This window comes from Paraburkholderia sp., from assembly GCF_035948235.1.
Lineage (GTDB): Bacteria > Pseudomonadota > Gammaproteobacteria > Burkholderiales > Burkholderiaceae > Paraburkholderia.
Map to the genome: position 1 here is coordinate 1 of NZ_DASZJJ010000224.1, position 15,243 is coordinate 15,243.

Genomic DNA, 15,243 nt, shown 5'->3' on the forward strand with positions numbered 1-15,243 from the left:
GCCGCGGCAAAGAAAAGTAACTGCCGCCCCGCACAGGGGCAACGCTGGCAGACCGACACGACTTCAAGGAAAGGCCAAAGCGCCAGGAGCACAGAAAAAACCTAAGCCCTCGCGATACCCCGAGAGCGCTCCCACCTTAAAGCCCCAAGAAAAACAAGCGCACAAGCAAACAGCACCCACAGCATGGAATCGCGCCCAGCATGCTGCATCAAAGCCCCAGTCACAATAGGCCCACCAAAACTAGCAGCGCTCCACGAAGCGCTAACCAGTGCACTAGCGGACACCAGCGCGACCCCTTCAAACCGTTCCCCGCAAGCCACAATCGCAAGCGTATAAATCGACCCAGCGGCAGCGCCCATCACGAACAATAAAGGCCACCGCAACCAGGGCACCTCGACAACAAAAGGCAGCAGCGGCAACAGCACCGCCACAGTCACGCCCATCAGCGCATGCACACGCTCGCGCCCGAGTCTGTCCGCAAGCCAGCCGATCGGAAACTGCATGGTCGTGTCCCCCAGCAGCACAACCGAAGCAAACAGCACCGCCTCTTCAGTCCCAATCCCGTGTCCAATCGCAAACAGCGGCAGCAAGGACAGCGCCAGCGTATCGAACAAGGCAAAAAAACCGGTAGCGATAATCAGCGCAGGCATCTTCGGCAGCACATGACGCCAGCTTCCATGCGGCTCGTGCAAATCGGAGGTATGCGGGCTCGATCGAATTGCCGCAAGCATCGGTAAAGCGATCAGGAAAATCGCCCCGCAGATCGCAAAACGCCACGCCGTGTACCCGGCGATCTGGCTCACCAGCACCGGCCCCGACATCTGGAACAGCGTGAAAGTCGTCGCGTAAATCGCCACCACGCGGCCGCGATTGGAATCGTCGGCAAGCTCGTTGACCCATGCCTCGCCGATCGTGAAGAGCAGCATCAGCGCCGCGCCACAGACCATGCGCAACACACCCCACAGCCACAAATTCGCGCAGCACTGCATCAGCGCCGTAGCCACGGCCACGGCCAGCACCGAACCCACGATCACCTGGCGCGAGCCAAAGCGCCCGGCAATCCACGCCGTCATCGGCACGACAATGAGGCCGCCGAGCGCCTGGGCGGCAGTGAGCAGGCCGACGACGGTCGCGCCGTAACCGGCGTCGGTGAGGGCGAGGGCGGTGAGTGGCAGGGTCGCGCCGGAGCCCAGGCCAACCACGGCCACGCTCAGGATCAGCGCGAGGAAATCGCGGGTAAGGACGGTTTTCATCGGGCGCAATGCTACACCGACAGCTATGACGCCCGTAAGGAAAACGCCGTGCTGCGGGTCAGATCGCGGAGGTCGGTCCGCTCACGGCGGTGCGGCGCCGCGCGCGCCGGTCGAGTTGCGCCGAGACGAACGTGAGGCCGAGCGCGGCCAGCGCCATCAGAAGGCCCACCCACGGCAGCGTCGTGAGCGCCGCGCCCGAGCCGATCGCCACGCCGCCGATCCATGCGCCGCCCGCGTTGCCCAGGTTGAAGGCGCCCTGGTTGAGCGTCGAGGCGAGATTGGGCGCTTCGCTTGCACGGTTGACGATCAGCATCTGCAGCGGCGGCACGATCGCGAAAGCCAGAATGCCCCACACGAAGATCGTCGCGCTTGCCATGATCGGGTCGTGCATGGTCACCGAGAACACCGCAAGCACCACGCCGATCATCGCCAGAAACACCAGCAGCGAACGCATCAGTTTCCAGTCGGCCAGCTTGCCGCCCAGTGTGCTGCCCACCGTAAGGCCAAGACCGAACAGCAGCAGCACGAAGGTGACTTCGTGCGGCGAGAAGCCGGTGACGTCTTCAAGGATCGGCGTGATGTAGGTAAAGACCGAGAAGAGGCTGGCCGACGCCAGCACGCTGATGCCCAGCACCATCAGCACCTGCGGGTTCTTGAGCACGCTGAACTCGTGCACGAGGCTGGCCTTCTGCATTTCGATGTGTTTCGGCAGGCAGACCTGCAGCGCGAGCGCGGCGAGCAGGCCGATGGCCGTCACGGCCCAGAAGGTCGTGCGCCAGCCGGCCAGTTGCCCGAGCGCGGTGCCCAGCGGCACGCCCAGCACGTTGGCAAGCGTGAGGCCCGTGAACATCAGCGCGATCGCCTGGGCGCGCCGGTTGGGCGCCACCAGTCCCGCCGCCACCACCGAACCGATGCCGAAAAACGCGCCGTGGCAGAACGCCGTGACGATGCGCGCGGCCATCAGGATCGAATAGTTGGGCGCGAGCGCGCACAGCAGATTGCCGACGATAAAAATGCCGATCAGCCGCATGAGCGCCGCCTTGCGCGGCACGTTGGCAATCGCGATGGCGACGATGGGCGCGCCGATCGTCACGCCCAGCGCGTACGCTGACACGAGCATGCCCGCCGCCGGAATCGACACGGACAGGTCGCGCGCGACGTCGGGCAACAGGCCCATGATGACGAATTCGGTGGTACCGATACCAAACGCGGCAACGGCAAGGGCGAGGAGGGGCAGTGGCATGGCTGTGTGGCTGGCGTGATCAGACGAGATCGGGGGAGATCCGGCGCGCAGGAGCGGCGCTGGAGTCAACCCGGGATTGTACTGAAATGCGCCGCGCCGCATGCGGCACCCTTTTCTTGCGTTCTTCTTACGCAACAGGGCCTCGCGGGCGGTTGCCTTGACGATTTCTTCAGGTTACGTCCATGGTGCGCGGCTCGGGCGGGAAGCAACATGCGTCCACGAAGCCCTGACCACCAAAAGCCAGCGCCGCCCGGAAAGGGCTTCGTCCGCACCGCGCATGACGGCCGCCTCGCATGCGCTTTTCCATTTCTGGATTTTCCTGGAGCGATGACATGAACACGCTGAAAACCGTCCGCATCGCGGTGGCCTGCTCGGCCGCCTTGTCCGCAGGACTCGCATTGGCCGATTCGACGTCCGATCCGGCACAGGCTGCGCCGCCGGCCTCGCAGGATGTGGGCGGCATGCCCATGACCAACAGCGCCTCGGGCGCGCCGATGGCGCTCACCCACGCGCAGGTCTATCAGGATCTGGTGCGCTCGGAGAAAACGGGTGAACGGGACCGCCTGAATAACGACATCTACCACGGCAATTAAGACGCTTTGTACAGGCACACCTTCTGACGCCGCGCCGGTGCGCACCCCGCCGCAGTCGCGCTAACGCGCCCGGCCTTCGCCGATCAGTTGCTCGATTTTTCTCATGCGTCCGCCTGGGCGCCAGGGCTGGAACCACGGATTCATGCGCAACTCGCACAGGCGTGCGCTGCGCTCGGCAAGCGCGGCGTCGAGCCAGTGGAACATTTCGTCGGGCTGCGCGAGGCGCGCGTAGATTTCGGCGATCAATAGCGGCGAGGTGTACTGGCTGCGCCGGCGCGCCAGCAGATCGTCGCGATACCAGTGCAGCACCGCGTCGTAGCCGCCCGCGTCCCACTGCGTGCGCACGGTCGCCGCACGCGCATGCAGATTGCAGCGCACCAGCGCCTCCACGGTGGCGTCCACGGCCTGCGCATAGAGCTTCTTCACCTCGAACGCCGTCGCCAGCACCTGATACGCGAGCGGCGAATAATCCATGTGGCCCGGCGAGAGATACTCGCTGATCACTTCTTCGTGACGTCCCGAAAGAATCATGCCGAAGGCGCGCGAGCCCTGGAACGCCAGCGGATCGATGCGCTCGGCGCGCGCCATTTCGACTTCGCCTTCCGCGCGCCGGCCCGCCGACAGCAAAAGCCGCGCATACAACCGGTGCGCCTCCGGGTAGCTCGGATTGCGCCGCAGCGCCTCCTTGAAACCCGCCTCGGCGCGCGCCCAGTCCCATTCGAAGAAGTAACGCACGGCGGCCAGCGCATGGTGCGCCTCGGGCAGATCGGGGTCGAGTTCGAGCGCGCTGTGCGCGAGCGAGCGCGCCACTGGCCAGCCGTCGTCGGGCGAAACCATGCCGTGCACGACGCTCGCGCCGTAGTAATTCGACAGGCCTGCGTAGCCCAGCGCGTAGTTCGGATCGTGTTCGAGCGCGGTTTCGAAATACGTGCGGCTGCGCGCGAAGTCCTCGCCATCGACACCGTGATGCGCGCAGAACGCCGCATCGAAATGCACGCGCCGATACCAGAAGTAACGCCCGCGCACATAGGCATCGTGCGCGGCGGGATCGACGGGCAGACGCCGCGCGAGCAGCGAGCGCTGCTGCTCCGAGAGCGTGGTGGCGAGATCCTGGGCAAGCGCGGCCGCGACCTCCTTGAGGATGTCGAGCGCGCCCGGCGAGACCGGTTCGTGCGCGCGGCTCCAGATCTGCACTTCGTCGGCGCAGCGGATCAGGCGCGTGAGGATGCGCGCGCGCGGCCCTTCGCGCGAGAGCGAGCCTTCGAGCACATAGTCGAGCTTGAGTTCGCGCGCGATCTCGCCGATGCCCTTGGCCGTGTCGCGATAACGCGCCGCTGTCGTGCGTGCGATCAGGCGCAGCCGTTGCGCGCCGAGTGCGCCAAGCGTGGCCGAGATTTCATCGGCGAGCGCGCTGCACAGGCACTCCTGATTGCCGTCGCCGGTGAGGTTTGCGAACGGCAGCACCAGCACGCGCACAGCGCCTGGCGCTTCGCGGGTGTCGATGCCATCGGCGCCGGCTGCGCTCGCGAAATTGGCGCCGTCGAGCCGGTAGCCTTTGCCCTTCACGGTCACCAGATGACGCGGCTTGAGCGGATCGTCGGCGAGCGCGATGCGGATCTTGCGGATCGCCGTGTTGATGCCGTTTTCGGTGTCGCGGTAGGGGTTGCCGTGCCACAGACGCTCGACGATGTCGGCGCGCGAGATCAGCTCGCCATGACGCGACGCCAGCAGGATCAGCAGATCCATCGGCAGGCGTTCCAGCCGGACTTGTTCGCCGGCGCGGCGGAGCTGGTAGCGCTCGACGTCGAGTTCGAAGTCCGCAAAGCGGATGATTCGATCCGTCGGCATGGGAGGTCCCCTGATGCGGCATCATGGGTTGCGCGCGCGGCGGCGTCGTGTCCGAGGGCAGCCCCTTCGAGGTACGGATCGCGCAGAGGGCGCGGGCGGCGCGTGCAGTGCTGGCGGTGCGGTGTGACGGTTCTTGCAGCGTTTGCATTCAAGTCGTCGGACGGCTGCGGTCGGCGCGACTCGGTGAGATGTCCGTCAGATTTAATCTAGTGGGTCGTGCAGCCGCGTTCAAGCCATTCAGCATGAATCGTCGAAGGATTTGCCGTGACGCCCCGCGCCCGACGCAAAGCGCGCGGCCATCGCAAGGCCTTCGTCCATCACCGCGCGATATCCTCCGGCGCCTTCGCAACGCAGCGCTTCGGCCAGATCGGCGAGCGCGCTGTTTTCATACGCCGAGCAGCGGTCCGCAAGCAGCGCCGCCTGTGGAAAGGCCGCAAGCCGTGCGGCCAGCGCTTCGGCTTCGGCGCGCGCGGCGCCCGGCGACACCACGCGATTGGCGAGGCCGAAGTCCAGCGCTTCCTGTGCCTCGATGGCGCGCCCCGTGAGGATCAGATCGAGCGCGCGAGACAGGCCGATCAGACGCGGCAGGCGCACCGTGCCGCCATCGATGAGCGGCACGCCTACGCGGCGGCAGAACACGCCCATCACGGCGTTTTGTTCGATCACGCGCAGATCGCAGAACAACGCAAGCTCCAGTCCGCCCGCGACGGCGTATCCTGAAATTGCGGCGATGACGGGCTTGCTCAGGAGCATGCGTGTCGGGCCGAGCGGCCCGGGGCCGCTGCCATCGGCATGGACAACGTTGCGGCGCGCGTCGTCGTTGAGCGCGCCAAGATCGGCGCCCGAGCAGAAGGTGCCGCCCGCGCCGAACAGCACGCCCGCGCGCCAATGCGGATTCGATTCGAAACGTGCGAAGGCGGCGGCGAGCGCAGCGGCGACGGCGCGATCGATCGCATTGCGTTGGGCTGGGCGATCGAGCACGATGGTCGCAACCGGTCCGAGCGATTCGATGCGCACGTGCGCGCCGAATGTTTCGATACGCTGGTGGTCGTCGCAGGTGTGGTCGGAAGTGTCCATTAGCGGCTTCCCGGATAAACCCACACCGCGCGCATTCACGCGGCATAGGTCACGAAATAGTCACGAATCCCTCGTAGCTTAGGCCGCTTTTCCTGACTGCGAGAGCCGCCCCACCTGCATGCCGAAGTCGTCCCTATTCATGATCCCCGAGATGCCTTCGATTCCAGCGCCGTCGTCAGCGACGGCCAGCGGCCCGGTGTGGGTCGTGCCCCTGCCTGCCCATCAGGCGTACGACCATGTGCGCTTCAAGCGCGTCTTCACCACCGACGGCACGCGTCACGAGGTGGTGCTGGTCGATCTCCACAAGCTGCTGCTGTGCGCCGATCGCGACGATACCGACTATGTGCTCAAGGCTGTCGATGACTGGCACGCGGGCAAGGTGCGCGGGATCCGCGAGTTTCTCGATCCACGCAATGAGCGCGTGCCGCAGATGCCCTATGTGACGATCACGAAGCGGCGCGCGGGCGGTCTGGCCGGTTGGCTCGGCGTGGCGCATGTAGGCGTGGTGGCGTTTCGCAATGGCCAGCATCGCGCGCGCTATCTCGCGTGGGCGGGCGCCGTGTGGTTGCCGGTGGAAGTGCACGAGCGCGAAGCGCCGCTGCTGCGCGAGCTATGCGGTGCGGCGGGCGAGGACGACGCGCAGCACGACGCCGTGCAGCACGCGCTCTGATCGTTGCCGCGTTCGAGGCGATGTTGCCTAACCATGCATCAGCATGGGAGACACCGCAGTCATGATGCCCGCAGCGCGGGCGGGGTGAGTCGCTGGCGCGGGCTTCGCTTCGCACATCTGCTGAAAATGTTCGATGGTGTAATCGACGAAGCGCAGCGTCTTGGGGGGCAGATACTGGCGGCGCGGATAGACGATGGCCATGCTCGCCTGTGCATCTTCGATCTCATAGTCTGGCAGCAGACGCACGAGCGAGCCTGCTGCCAGATCGTCGGCGACCAGCGGGGCGGGCACGATCGCCACGCCCATGCCTGCGAGCGCCGCTAGCCGCACCATCAGCATGTTGTTGACCGCGTAGCCGGGCTGCAGCGTGACCTGCTGCGTGCTTTCGCCTTGCCGCGCGAATAGCCAGCTCACGCTGCGCTCCTCGGGCGGCAGCGTCACGGCGGCGTGCTGCTCCAGTTGCTCGGGCGTGAGCGGTTCGCCATGTTCCGCGAGCCATGCGGGCGACGCGCACGGCACGAACGCCGTGGTGCCCAGCGCATGTTCGACGAACTCGCCGCCGCGCGTGGCACAGGCCGCGACAATGCCGACATCGAAGCCGTCTTCGAGCATTTCGGTGGACTTTTCGGCCAGCGTGAGACGCACGTTCACGCGCGGATAAAGCCGCCGGAACCCGTCGATGAGCGGCGTGAGCGTGGCCAGCGACAGCGCGCCCGCGGCCATCACACGCAGCGTGCCGCTCGGCTCGCGCTCGGTGTGCGCGAGCGAATCCTCCAGGTGATCGAGTTCTTCGAGCACGCTCTTGCAGCCTTCGAGATAACGCAGGCCTGCTTCGGTCAGCGAAAGATTGCGCGTGGTGCGATTGATGAGGCGCGTATGCAAATGGGCTTCAAGCATGGCGACCGAGCGGGTGACGAGCGCATTCGAGACATCGAGTTGCTGGGCGGCGCGGCGAAAGCTTTGCGATTCCGCAACCCTGACAAAAACGCGCATGGCGTGTATCTGGTTCATCGAATTCGCCTCGTATGCATGTGCCGGTTGAATGGGCGTTACACGGTTTTTTACCAGCAAATCCCAAATATCCAATGTAACGCGGATTCCTGATGAGCGGACTTCGATCGTGCACGAAAATAATATTGACAGTCGTTGGGAATTACAATATCTATCTTAAGCGGCAGGGCTGTTTCGTGTTTGTTAAAAATTTGCGGGTGACTGGCACGGGAATTGAAGGGGATGAATTGGACTTTGTCACGTCTTTCGCCACGCTTTTGCGATTGTTCAAAGGATCGCGTAACCGTTTTTGAATTACGCCTAAACAGCTTGAAAAGCCTTGCCTGTCGGTCGTTGCACATCCTCGCGACAGCGTTTTCCGTAGTCTGCTATTTTGTGCCGCTGAAAACGTTTGTTTTCAATCCTTTGTCGCGGTGTGATGCTCACTCGCTTCACACTCTTAACATAAACGATAGATAAAGGTGTTTTTGAGGTTTATTGCGCATTGCGCAAATAAGCGGCGAAGCGCGGCCTAAAGAGATGCATGCCTAATGCATGTTTCTTTTAAGCGCATCTGGGAAAACGAAAACGTAAATCGGCAGACCTGACATGATCGTCGAATTGCTGAAGTCGCAACCCGAGATTGCCCTGTTCGTGAGTCTTGCACTCGGTTATCTAATTGGTTCAATTCGCTTTGGGCCGATATCGCTGGGCGGCGTATGCGGCACGCTGATCGTGGCGCTCGTGCTCGGCCAGACCGGCGCACGAATCGCGCCCGATCTCAAGAACGTGGCGTTTGCGCTATTCATCTTCGCGCTCGGTTTCACGGGCGGCCCGCAATTTTTCGCGAACATCGGACGCGGCTGGCGCTACGGACTGCTATCGATCGTCGAGATCGTCTCCGTCATGGCGCTGGTCATGATTGCGGTCGTGGTGATGAAGCTCGACGCGGGCACCGCAGCCGGTCTGCTGGCGGGCGCGGCTACCGAATCCGCCGTGATCGGCACGGCGTCGGAAGCCATCGCGAGACTTGGAATCGGCGACGCCCAGGTGAGCGCGATGCAGGCGCACATTGTCACGGCCTATAGCGTGAGCTACCTCTTTGGCCTCATCACCATCGTGCTGTTCACGAGCCAGATCGCGCCGATCATCATGCGCGTGAATTTGCGCGAGGAAGCCGCGCGGCTGTTTCGCCAGCTCGGCGGCGACGGCGTGCTCGACGACGGCCAGCGTCTCGCGCTGCCGCCGCTGGTCGGCCGCGCGTTTGAAGTGGGGCCGGCCGCCGGCACGCTGGTCGGCGCGTTCGAGGCGCGCTATGGCAACAACATCACGATCGAGCGCGTGCTGCGCGAGCAGCGGCAGATCGACGCCGATGCGCAGTTCGTACTGCAGCCCGGTGACCTGGTGTTCATCGCCGGGCGGCGCGAATCGATGGTGGAAGCGTCGGCGTCGCTTGGCACCGAAGTCAGCGGCGAAGGCTTCACGAAGCTGCTCGCCCAGCGCGTGGATGTGATGCTCACGCGCCGCGACGCCAACGGCCTCACGCTTGCGCAACTGCGCGAGCGCGCCTCGCCCGAGGACGGCCGCGGCATCTACGTGGGCGCGCTCACGCGCTCCGACACCACGGTGCCGGCGCTGCCCGGCACGACGGTGCATCGCGGCGACGTGCTCACGCTGCTCGGCTCGCCTACGGACGTGGCGCGCGGCGCGAAGCGACTGGGCTACGTGATCCAGCAGACCCAGAAAACCGATTTCGTCTATCTGGGCCTGGGCGTGCTGGTCGGCATGATGATCGGGCGCCTGGGCGTGAACGTGGGCGGTGTGGCGCTCGTGCTCGGCACGGGCGGCGGCTGCCTGCTCTCCGGTCTTTTCTTCGGCTGGTTGCGCTCGCACTTTCCCGTGGTCGGCTCGCTGCCGTCGGCGGCCGCGCAGGTGCTCAAGGACTTTGGCCTTGCCACCTTTATCGCCGCCGTGGGCCTGTCGGCCGGACCCGACGCCATCAAGCTCGTGCGTGAGTACGGTCTCGCGCTGCCGCTCGTCGGCATCCTGATGGTGCTGATTCCAGGCCTTCTGTCTCTCTGGATCGGGCGCATGTTTCTCAAGCTCGAAGCGCCGATGCTGCTCGGCGCGATTGCAGGTCAGCAGTGCAGCACGCCGGCGATCAGTGCGCTCGTTGGCGTTACTGGCAATTCGACTCCGGTGATCGGCTACACGATCACCTATGCGCTGTCGAATATCTTGTTGCCGCTCATGGGGCCCGTGGTGGTGGGGCTCGCGACGAAGTTTGGCTGACGCGGAACTGGTCCGCGCAGCCGTTGTCATTGAGCGGCGGCGGCAGGGCATCACACCTACCAATGCGAGGGCACGATGGAATGGCTACATAACATCTTTCAGAAATCGCCGGAAATTGCCTTATTTCTGTCGCTGGCCGTCGGTTACTGGGTCGGTCAGATTAACTTCGGCAAATTCCAGCTAGGCGGCGTGGGCGGCTCGCTGCTTGCCGCCGTCGTGGTCAGTCAGGTGGGCGTGACGATCGATAACGGCGTGAAATCGGTGATGTTCGCGGTCTTCATCTACGCAGTGGGTTACGACTCGGGGCCGGGCTTCTTCAACTCGCTCAACCGCAAGACGCTGCGCGAAATCGCCATGGCCGTTTTCATGGCGCTCGCGGGCCTCTTCACGGTGCTGATCTGCGCGAAGCTCTTTCATCTCAACAAGGGTCTGGCCGCGGGTCTGGCCGCGGGCGGCATGACGCAATCGGCGATTATCGGCACGGCCGGCGACGCCATCGCGCGTCTGGGGCTGCCCGCCGATCAGGTCAAGGCCATGCAGGCCGATGTCGCGATCGGCTATGCGGTGACTTACGTGTTCGGTTCGCTGGGCGCGATCATCGTCTGCGTGAACATCCTGCCGAAGTTCATGGGGCGCAGCCTCAGGGACGCCTCGCTCGATGCAGAACGCGAAATGTCGGGCGGTAGCGCGGTGTCGGGGCCGGGTCAGGTGACGGCGCTGCCGGAACTGTTTGGGCGCGTGTTCCGGGTTGAAACTGGCGCAGGCAAAACCGTCAAACAGCTCGAAACGGCGGAGAACGATTTCATCGCCATCGAGAAGATCCGCCGCGCGGGCAAGATTGTCGATTCGACGCCTGACTTCGTGCTCAGCCGCGACGATATCGTGCTGGTGGTGGGCCGCCGCGAGCAGATGGTCGAAGTGGGCGCGCTGATCGGGCCCGAGGTGCCGGATTCGGGCGGCATGAGCCTCGTGATGCAGACGCGCCAGCTCGTCTTCACGAAGAAGGGCATGAACCACACGACGATCGCCGAGGTGCGCAAGAACGTCGATCACGACATGCGCCACGGCGTCTATATCGAGAAGATCGAACGCGCCGGGCAGCCAGTGCCGGTGCTGCCGCAGACGCAACTCGAGCACGGCGACGTCATCACCGTCTACGGCACGGCGACCGACACCAAGCGCGCGGTCCAGCAAGCCGGCTACGAGCTTGCCTGGAGCAACAAGACCGACTTCATCTATATGGGCGTGGGCCTTGTGCTGGGCTTGCTGGTCGGCCTGATCGTCGTGAACGTGGCGGGCATTCCGCTCACGCTCGGCTCGGGCGGCGGCTGTCTGCTCGCGGGGCTGGTGTTCGGCTGGATGCGCGGCAAGCATCCGATGTACGGCGTGATGCCGCCGGCCGCCTCGCAACTGCTCAAGGACTTCGGGCTGGCGGCGTTTGTTGCGGTGGTGGGGCTGAACTCGGGGCTGCAGGCGGTGGTGACGGTCAAGCAAAGCGGCATCACGATCTTCCTGCTGGGCGTGGTGGTCACGATCGTGCCGCTGATCCTCACGATGCTGTTTGGCCGCTACGTGCTGAAGTACAACAACGCGGCGATTCTCGCGGGCGCGCTGTCCGGCTCGCGCAGTGCGAACCCGGCTTTCGGCGGCATTCTCGACAAAGCCGAGAGCGCCGTGCCGACGGTGCCGTTCGCCATCACCTACGCGATCGCGAACGTGCTGCTCACGCTGCTCGGTCCGCTCGTGGTCGGTCTGGTTTGAAATGAAGTCAATGCGGGCCGCGCGCGTCGTTGCGATGCGTGCAGGCTCGCCAGAATGGGTCGAAACGTGTGCCGGCAGTCTGTATAGCGACTAGCGCAGAAACGCAAAAGCGCAGGCAGCGGCGGCACGCTCAATGTCTTCTCACTGGAGAGCATCATGGCAAAAGGTAAAGGCAACGGTAACGGTACGAAGGAAAAGTCTGGCATCGACGCACTGAGCCCGTTCGAACTCAAGGACGAACTCATCAAGGCCGCGGGCGGCGGCGCGACCGAGCGCCCGGCCAATTACGCGATGCTCAATGCCGGCCGCGGCAACCCCAACTTCCTCGCGACGATTCCGCGCCACGGCTTCTGGCAACTGGGCCTGTTCGCGATGCGCGAATCGGAGCGCTCGTTCTCGTACATGCCAGAAGGCGTGGGCGGCTTCCCGCAACGCGCGGGCATCGTCGAGCGCTTCGACCAGTTCCTGCGTGAAAACAAGGGCCAGCCCGGCATCGACTTCATCGGCGGCGCGGTGTCGTACGTGCGCGACCAGCTTGGGCTTTCGGCGGGCGACTTCCTCTACGAGATGTGCGAAGGCATCCTGGCCTGCAACTATCCGGTGCCGGACCGCATGCTCAAGCTGTCCGAAGTCATCGTCGGCCAGTATCTGCGCCGCGAGATGATCGGCAAGCATCCGTTCGTGGGCGAGTTCGACGTGTTCGCGGTCGAAGGCGGCACCGCGGCCATGACGTACATCTTCAACACGATGCGCGAGAACTTCCTGATCAAGGCGGGCGATACCATCGCGCTGGGCATGCCGATCTTCACGCCCTACATCGAAATTCCCGAACTCAACGACTACCAGCTCAACGTCGTGCATCTGGACGCTACCGTCGAGAACAACTGGCAGTACTCGAAAAAGGAACTCGACAAGCTGCGCGACCCGAAGGTGAAGGCGTTCTTCCTCGTCAATCCGAGCAATCCGCCGTCGGTGAAGATCGACGATGCAAGCCTGGAATATATCGCGGAGATCATCAAGGAGCGCCCGGATCTGATTCTCTTGACCGACGACGTGTACGGCACCTTCGCCGATAACTTCGTCTCGCTCTTCGCGCTCGCGCCGAAGAACACGATTCTTGTGTATTCCTACTCGAAGTACTTTGGCGCGACGGGCTGGCGTCTGGGCGCGATCGCCACGCATCGCGACAACGTGCTGGACGCCACGCTCGCGAAGCTGCCCAAGGAAGAGAAGAAGATCCTGCACAAGCGCTACGAGTCGATCACGACCGAGCCGGATAACCTCAAGTTCATCGACCGTCTGGTGGCCGACAGCCGCACCGTCGCGCTCAATCACACGGCAGGTCTATCGACGCCGCAGCAGGTGCAGATGGTGCTGTTCTCGCTGTTCTCGCTGATGGATACGCCGGACGCCTACAAGAATGCGCTCAAGCGCCTGATCCGCAGCCGCAAGCGCGCGCTCTACGAGGAAATGGGCATTGCCGTCGACGAGAGCGATCCGAACCAGGTCGATTACTACACCATCATCGACATGGAGTATTTCGGCGAGAAGCGTTATGGCCGCGAATTCGTCGACTGGCTACTCAAGCAGTTGCAGCCCAACGAACTGCTGTTCCGGCTCGCTGCGGAAGCGCGCGTGGTGTTGCTGCCGGGCAAGGGCTTCGGCACGGCGCATCCGTCGGGCCGCGTGTCGCTCGCGAACCTGAACGAGGCGGACTATCGCAAGATCGGCCGCGCGATGCGCAAGCTCAGCGAGGAGTACGTGCAGCGCTATAACGAGGAAACGGGCAAGAAGATCGATCCGAGCGCGGTGAAGAAATAAAGGAAGGGTATTTGAGCGGCGTGGCGGCGTTTGAAGCGGCGCCACGCGCAAAGAGAATGAACTGCGGGATGAACCGCATCGGGCGCGCTGCCCGGTGCGGTTTTTTATTGCGTGGGGTTTATTGCGCGTCCGACGTAACTGGTTGCGCGAGCGCTGCTTCGCGCACGCTCTTGCGATGCAGCGACACGGACAGCGCCACGGCGGCCGCTGCGGCGATGGCGGCGAACAGGAACACCGAAGCGTAGCCGAACACATTCGCCACATAGCCGGCGAGCGGGCCGGTGATGCCAAGCGACAGATCGAGGAACACCGAATACGCGGAGAGCGCTGCGCCACGGCTCGCCGCGGGCACGAGGCCGACCGCTTCCACGCCGAGCGCCGGGAACACCAGCGCAAAGCCGAAGCCCGTGAGCGCTGCGCCCACCAGCGCGACGTGCGGCGTGGGCGAGAGCCACAGCAGCAGCAGGCCCGCGCACTCGCACGAGAACGAGGCGATCGCCACGCGGAAGCCGCCAAAAGTTTTGATCGTATTGGCGAACAACAGACGCGCGCCGATAAACATCAGGCCGAAAACCGTCAGCGAAAAAGCCGCGTTAGGCCAATGACGCGCCGCGTAGAAGAGCGTGATGAAGGTGGCGATCGAGCCAAAGCCCGCCGAGCCGAGCGCGAGACCCAGGCCATGCGGCAGCACGCGCTTGACCACGCTGCGATACGACATGCGTTCGCCATGCACGAGCGGCACCGGCGCGATCGGGCGCGCGAGCCAGAAGCCGAGCGCCGCCAGCGCGACCACGGAAACCCCCAGCATCCAGAAGCCGAGGTAATGGACCATCTCCACGCCAAGCGGCGCGCCGAGCGCGAGCGCACCATAAGTGGCGATGCCGTTCCACGAGATCACCTTGGCGTTGTGCGCGGTGCCCACGCGGCCGATGCCCCAGAGAATCGCGCCCGTGCCGCACAGGCTTTCGCCGCAGCCGAGCAACAGGCGGCTCGCGATCAGCAGCGTGAGCGACAGGCCCGGCCAGTGATCGACGAGCGTGGCGAGCAACAGCATCACGCCGCTTGCGCCGCAGATCGTCAGGCCGATGCTGACGGTCCTCTTCGGCCCGAGCGTGTCCGCCGAGCGGCCGGCGAGGGCGCGCGAACACAGCGTCGCGATGTACTGCACGCTGATCGCCGCGCCCGCGACGACGGTGCTGAAACCGAGGTCGTTGTGGACGTAGCCTGGCAGCACGGCAAGCGGAATGCCGATCGTCAGATAGCAAATGAAGGTGAAAAAGACGACCGGAATGATCTGCATGGTCGTCGACAACCCGGTGCGCGGGGGCGCCAAATCAGCGGACATGGGGAAAACGCGGATGGATAACGGCGGGAAAGGCGTGATTGTCCCATGGAACCGGTTCTTATGCAGACGTTGAAAATGCCATCCGTTGGGCGTATCCGACGGTTTTTCCGCTCGCAGAGGCTGTGCCTGGCACGTAACTGGCGTGTCAACAGGCGGACATCCGCATGCGCGGAAATAGGCGGAGTTGGGCGCGGGTTGGTCGGAATTGATGCTTGGCTCGCATGGACTACGCTCAATGTAAGGAGCGCTGCCTTTTTATGGTGCACGATCCCAGCAATGAAGCTGTCCTATTCGAGCTAAATATCGACGATACCGCGCAAATCGGCCATTGCGCTATAAGCGCCGCACCA

General features: G+C 64.1%; 11 protein-coding genes. 5 read left to right on the forward strand and 6 right to left on the reverse strand.

Annotated features, from left to right (window positions below; all coding sequences use genetic code 11):
- Nucleotides 1-101 precede the first annotated feature (101 nt).
- Nucleotides 102-1,253: an MFS transporter gene (locus VG320_RS19440; RefSeq protein WP_327201710.1), complete on the reverse strand. Its 1,152-nt coding sequence runs from the start codon at nucleotides 1,251-1,253 to the stop codon at nucleotides 102-104.
- Between the two features lie 58 nt (nucleotides 1,254-1,311).
- Nucleotides 1,312-2,496 carry an MFS transporter gene (locus VG320_RS19445; protein ID WP_327201711.1) on the reverse strand — a complete coding sequence of 395 codons (1,185 nt, stop codon included), beginning with the start codon at nucleotides 2,494-2,496 and terminating at the stop codon, nucleotides 1,312-1,314.
- A 332-nt stretch (nucleotides 2,497-2,828) separates the two neighbouring features.
- Here VG320_RS19445 and VG320_RS19450 point away from each other — a divergent pair, with 332 nt between their 5' ends.
- Nucleotides 2,829-3,089, forward strand: a complete 261-nt coding sequence (locus VG320_RS19450) for a hypothetical protein (protein ID WP_327201712.1) — start codon at nucleotides 2,829-2,831, stop codon at nucleotides 3,087-3,089.
- Between the two features lie 60 nt (nucleotides 3,090-3,149).
- Here the strand turns inward: VG320_RS19450 and VG320_RS19455 are convergent, their stop codons facing one another.
- Both VG320_RS19455 and VG320_RS19460 read right to left on the reverse strand, forming a co-directional pair.
- Nucleotides 3,150-4,937: a winged helix-turn-helix domain-containing protein gene (locus VG320_RS19455; RefSeq protein WP_327201713.1), complete on the reverse strand. Its 1,788-nt coding sequence runs from the start codon at nucleotides 4,935-4,937 to the stop codon at nucleotides 3,150-3,152.
- Nucleotides 4,938-5,174: 237 nt separating this feature from the next.
- Entirely contained in the window at nucleotides 5,175-6,014 is an 840-nt protein-coding gene (locus tag VG320_RS19460; RefSeq protein ID WP_327201714.1) for a crotonase/enoyl-CoA hydratase family protein, read from the reverse strand.
- A gap of 151 nt (nucleotides 6,015-6,165) precedes the next feature.
- On the opposite strand from VG320_RS19460, the gene VG320_RS19465 reads away from it, so the two are divergent.
- Complete coding sequence (locus VG320_RS19465; RefSeq protein WP_327201715.1) at nucleotides 6,166-6,684, forward strand: plasmid fertility inhibition factor family protein; 519 nt, start codon at nucleotides 6,166-6,168, stop codon at nucleotides 6,682-6,684.
- A gap of 27 nt (nucleotides 6,685-6,711) precedes the next feature.
- Here the strand turns inward: VG320_RS19465 and VG320_RS19470 are convergent, their stop codons facing one another.
- On the reverse strand, nucleotides 6,712-7,695 hold the full coding sequence (locus tag VG320_RS19470) for a LysR family transcriptional regulator (RefSeq protein WP_327201716.1): 984 nt from the start codon (nucleotides 7,693-7,695) through the stop codon (nucleotides 6,712-6,714).
- 588 nt (nucleotides 7,696-8,283) lie between these two features.
- On the opposite strand from VG320_RS19470, the gene aspT (VG320_RS19475) reads away from it, so the two are divergent.
- From aspT (VG320_RS19475) to VG320_RS19485, 3 genes are all read left to right on the forward strand, one after another.
- On the forward strand, nucleotides 8,284-9,966 hold the full coding sequence (aspT, locus tag VG320_RS19475) for an aspartate-alanine antiporter (RefSeq protein WP_327201717.1): 1,683 nt from the start codon (nucleotides 8,284-8,286) through the stop codon (nucleotides 9,964-9,966).
- 75 nt (nucleotides 9,967-10,041) lie between these two features.
- Complete coding sequence (aspT, locus tag VG320_RS19480; RefSeq protein ID WP_327201718.1) at nucleotides 10,042-11,727, forward strand: aspartate-alanine antiporter; 1,686 nt, start codon at nucleotides 10,042-10,044, stop codon at nucleotides 11,725-11,727.
- A gap of 156 nt (nucleotides 11,728-11,883) precedes the next feature.
- The gene (locus VG320_RS19485) at nucleotides 11,884-13,548 is read left to right on the forward strand and encodes a bifunctional aspartate transaminase/aspartate 4-decarboxylase (protein WP_327201719.1); all 1,665 of its coding nucleotides are present in this window, start codon (nucleotides 11,884-11,886) and stop codon (nucleotides 13,546-13,548) included.
- Nucleotides 13,549-13,666: 118 nt separating this feature from the next.
- Here the strand turns inward: VG320_RS19485 and VG320_RS19490 are convergent, their stop codons facing one another.
- Nucleotides 13,667-14,893, reverse strand: coding sequence for an MFS transporter (locus tag VG320_RS19490; protein ID WP_327201720.1), 1,227 nt, complete (start codon nucleotides 14,891-14,893; stop codon nucleotides 13,667-13,669).
- Nucleotides 14,894-15,243: the final 350 nt, after the last annotated feature.

Bases quoted from the DNA above. Each gene is read 5' to 3' on its own strand.
- VG320_RS19440 (WP_327201710.1), bottom strand. From the start codon at position 1,253: ATGAAAACCGTCCTTACCCGCGATTTCCTCGCGCTGATCCTGAGCGTG.
- VG320_RS19445 (WP_327201711.1), bottom strand. From the start codon at position 2,496: ATGCCACTGCCCCTCCTCGCCCTTGCCGTTGCCGCGTTTGGTATCGGT.
- VG320_RS19450 (WP_327201712.1), top strand. From the start codon at position 2,829: ATGAACACGCTGAAAACCGTCCGCATCGCGGTGGCCTGCTCGGCCGCC.
- VG320_RS19455 (WP_327201713.1), bottom strand. From the start codon at position 4,937: ATGCCGACGGATCGAATCATCCGCTTTGCGGACTTCGAACTCGACGTC.
- VG320_RS19460 (WP_327201714.1), bottom strand. From the start codon at position 6,014: ATGGACACTTCCGACCACACCTGCGACGACCACCAGCGTATCGAAACA.
- VG320_RS19465 (WP_327201715.1), top strand. From the start codon at position 6,166: ATGCCTTCGATTCCAGCGCCGTCGTCAGCGACGGCCAGCGGCCCGGTG.
- VG320_RS19470 (WP_327201716.1), bottom strand. From the start codon at position 7,695: ATGAACCAGATACACGCCATGCGCGTTTTTGTCAGGGTTGCGGAATCG.
- aspT (WP_327201717.1), top strand. From the start codon at position 8,284: ATGATCGTCGAATTGCTGAAGTCGCAACCCGAGATTGCCCTGTTCGTG.
- aspT (WP_327201718.1), top strand. From the start codon at position 10,042: ATGGAATGGCTACATAACATCTTTCAGAAATCGCCGGAAATTGCCTTA.
- VG320_RS19485 (WP_327201719.1), top strand. From the start codon at position 11,884: ATGGCAAAAGGTAAAGGCAACGGTAACGGTACGAAGGAAAAGTCTGGC.
- VG320_RS19490 (WP_327201720.1), bottom strand. From the start codon at position 14,893: ATGTCCGCTGATTTGGCGCCCCCGCGCACCGGGTTGTCGACGACCATG.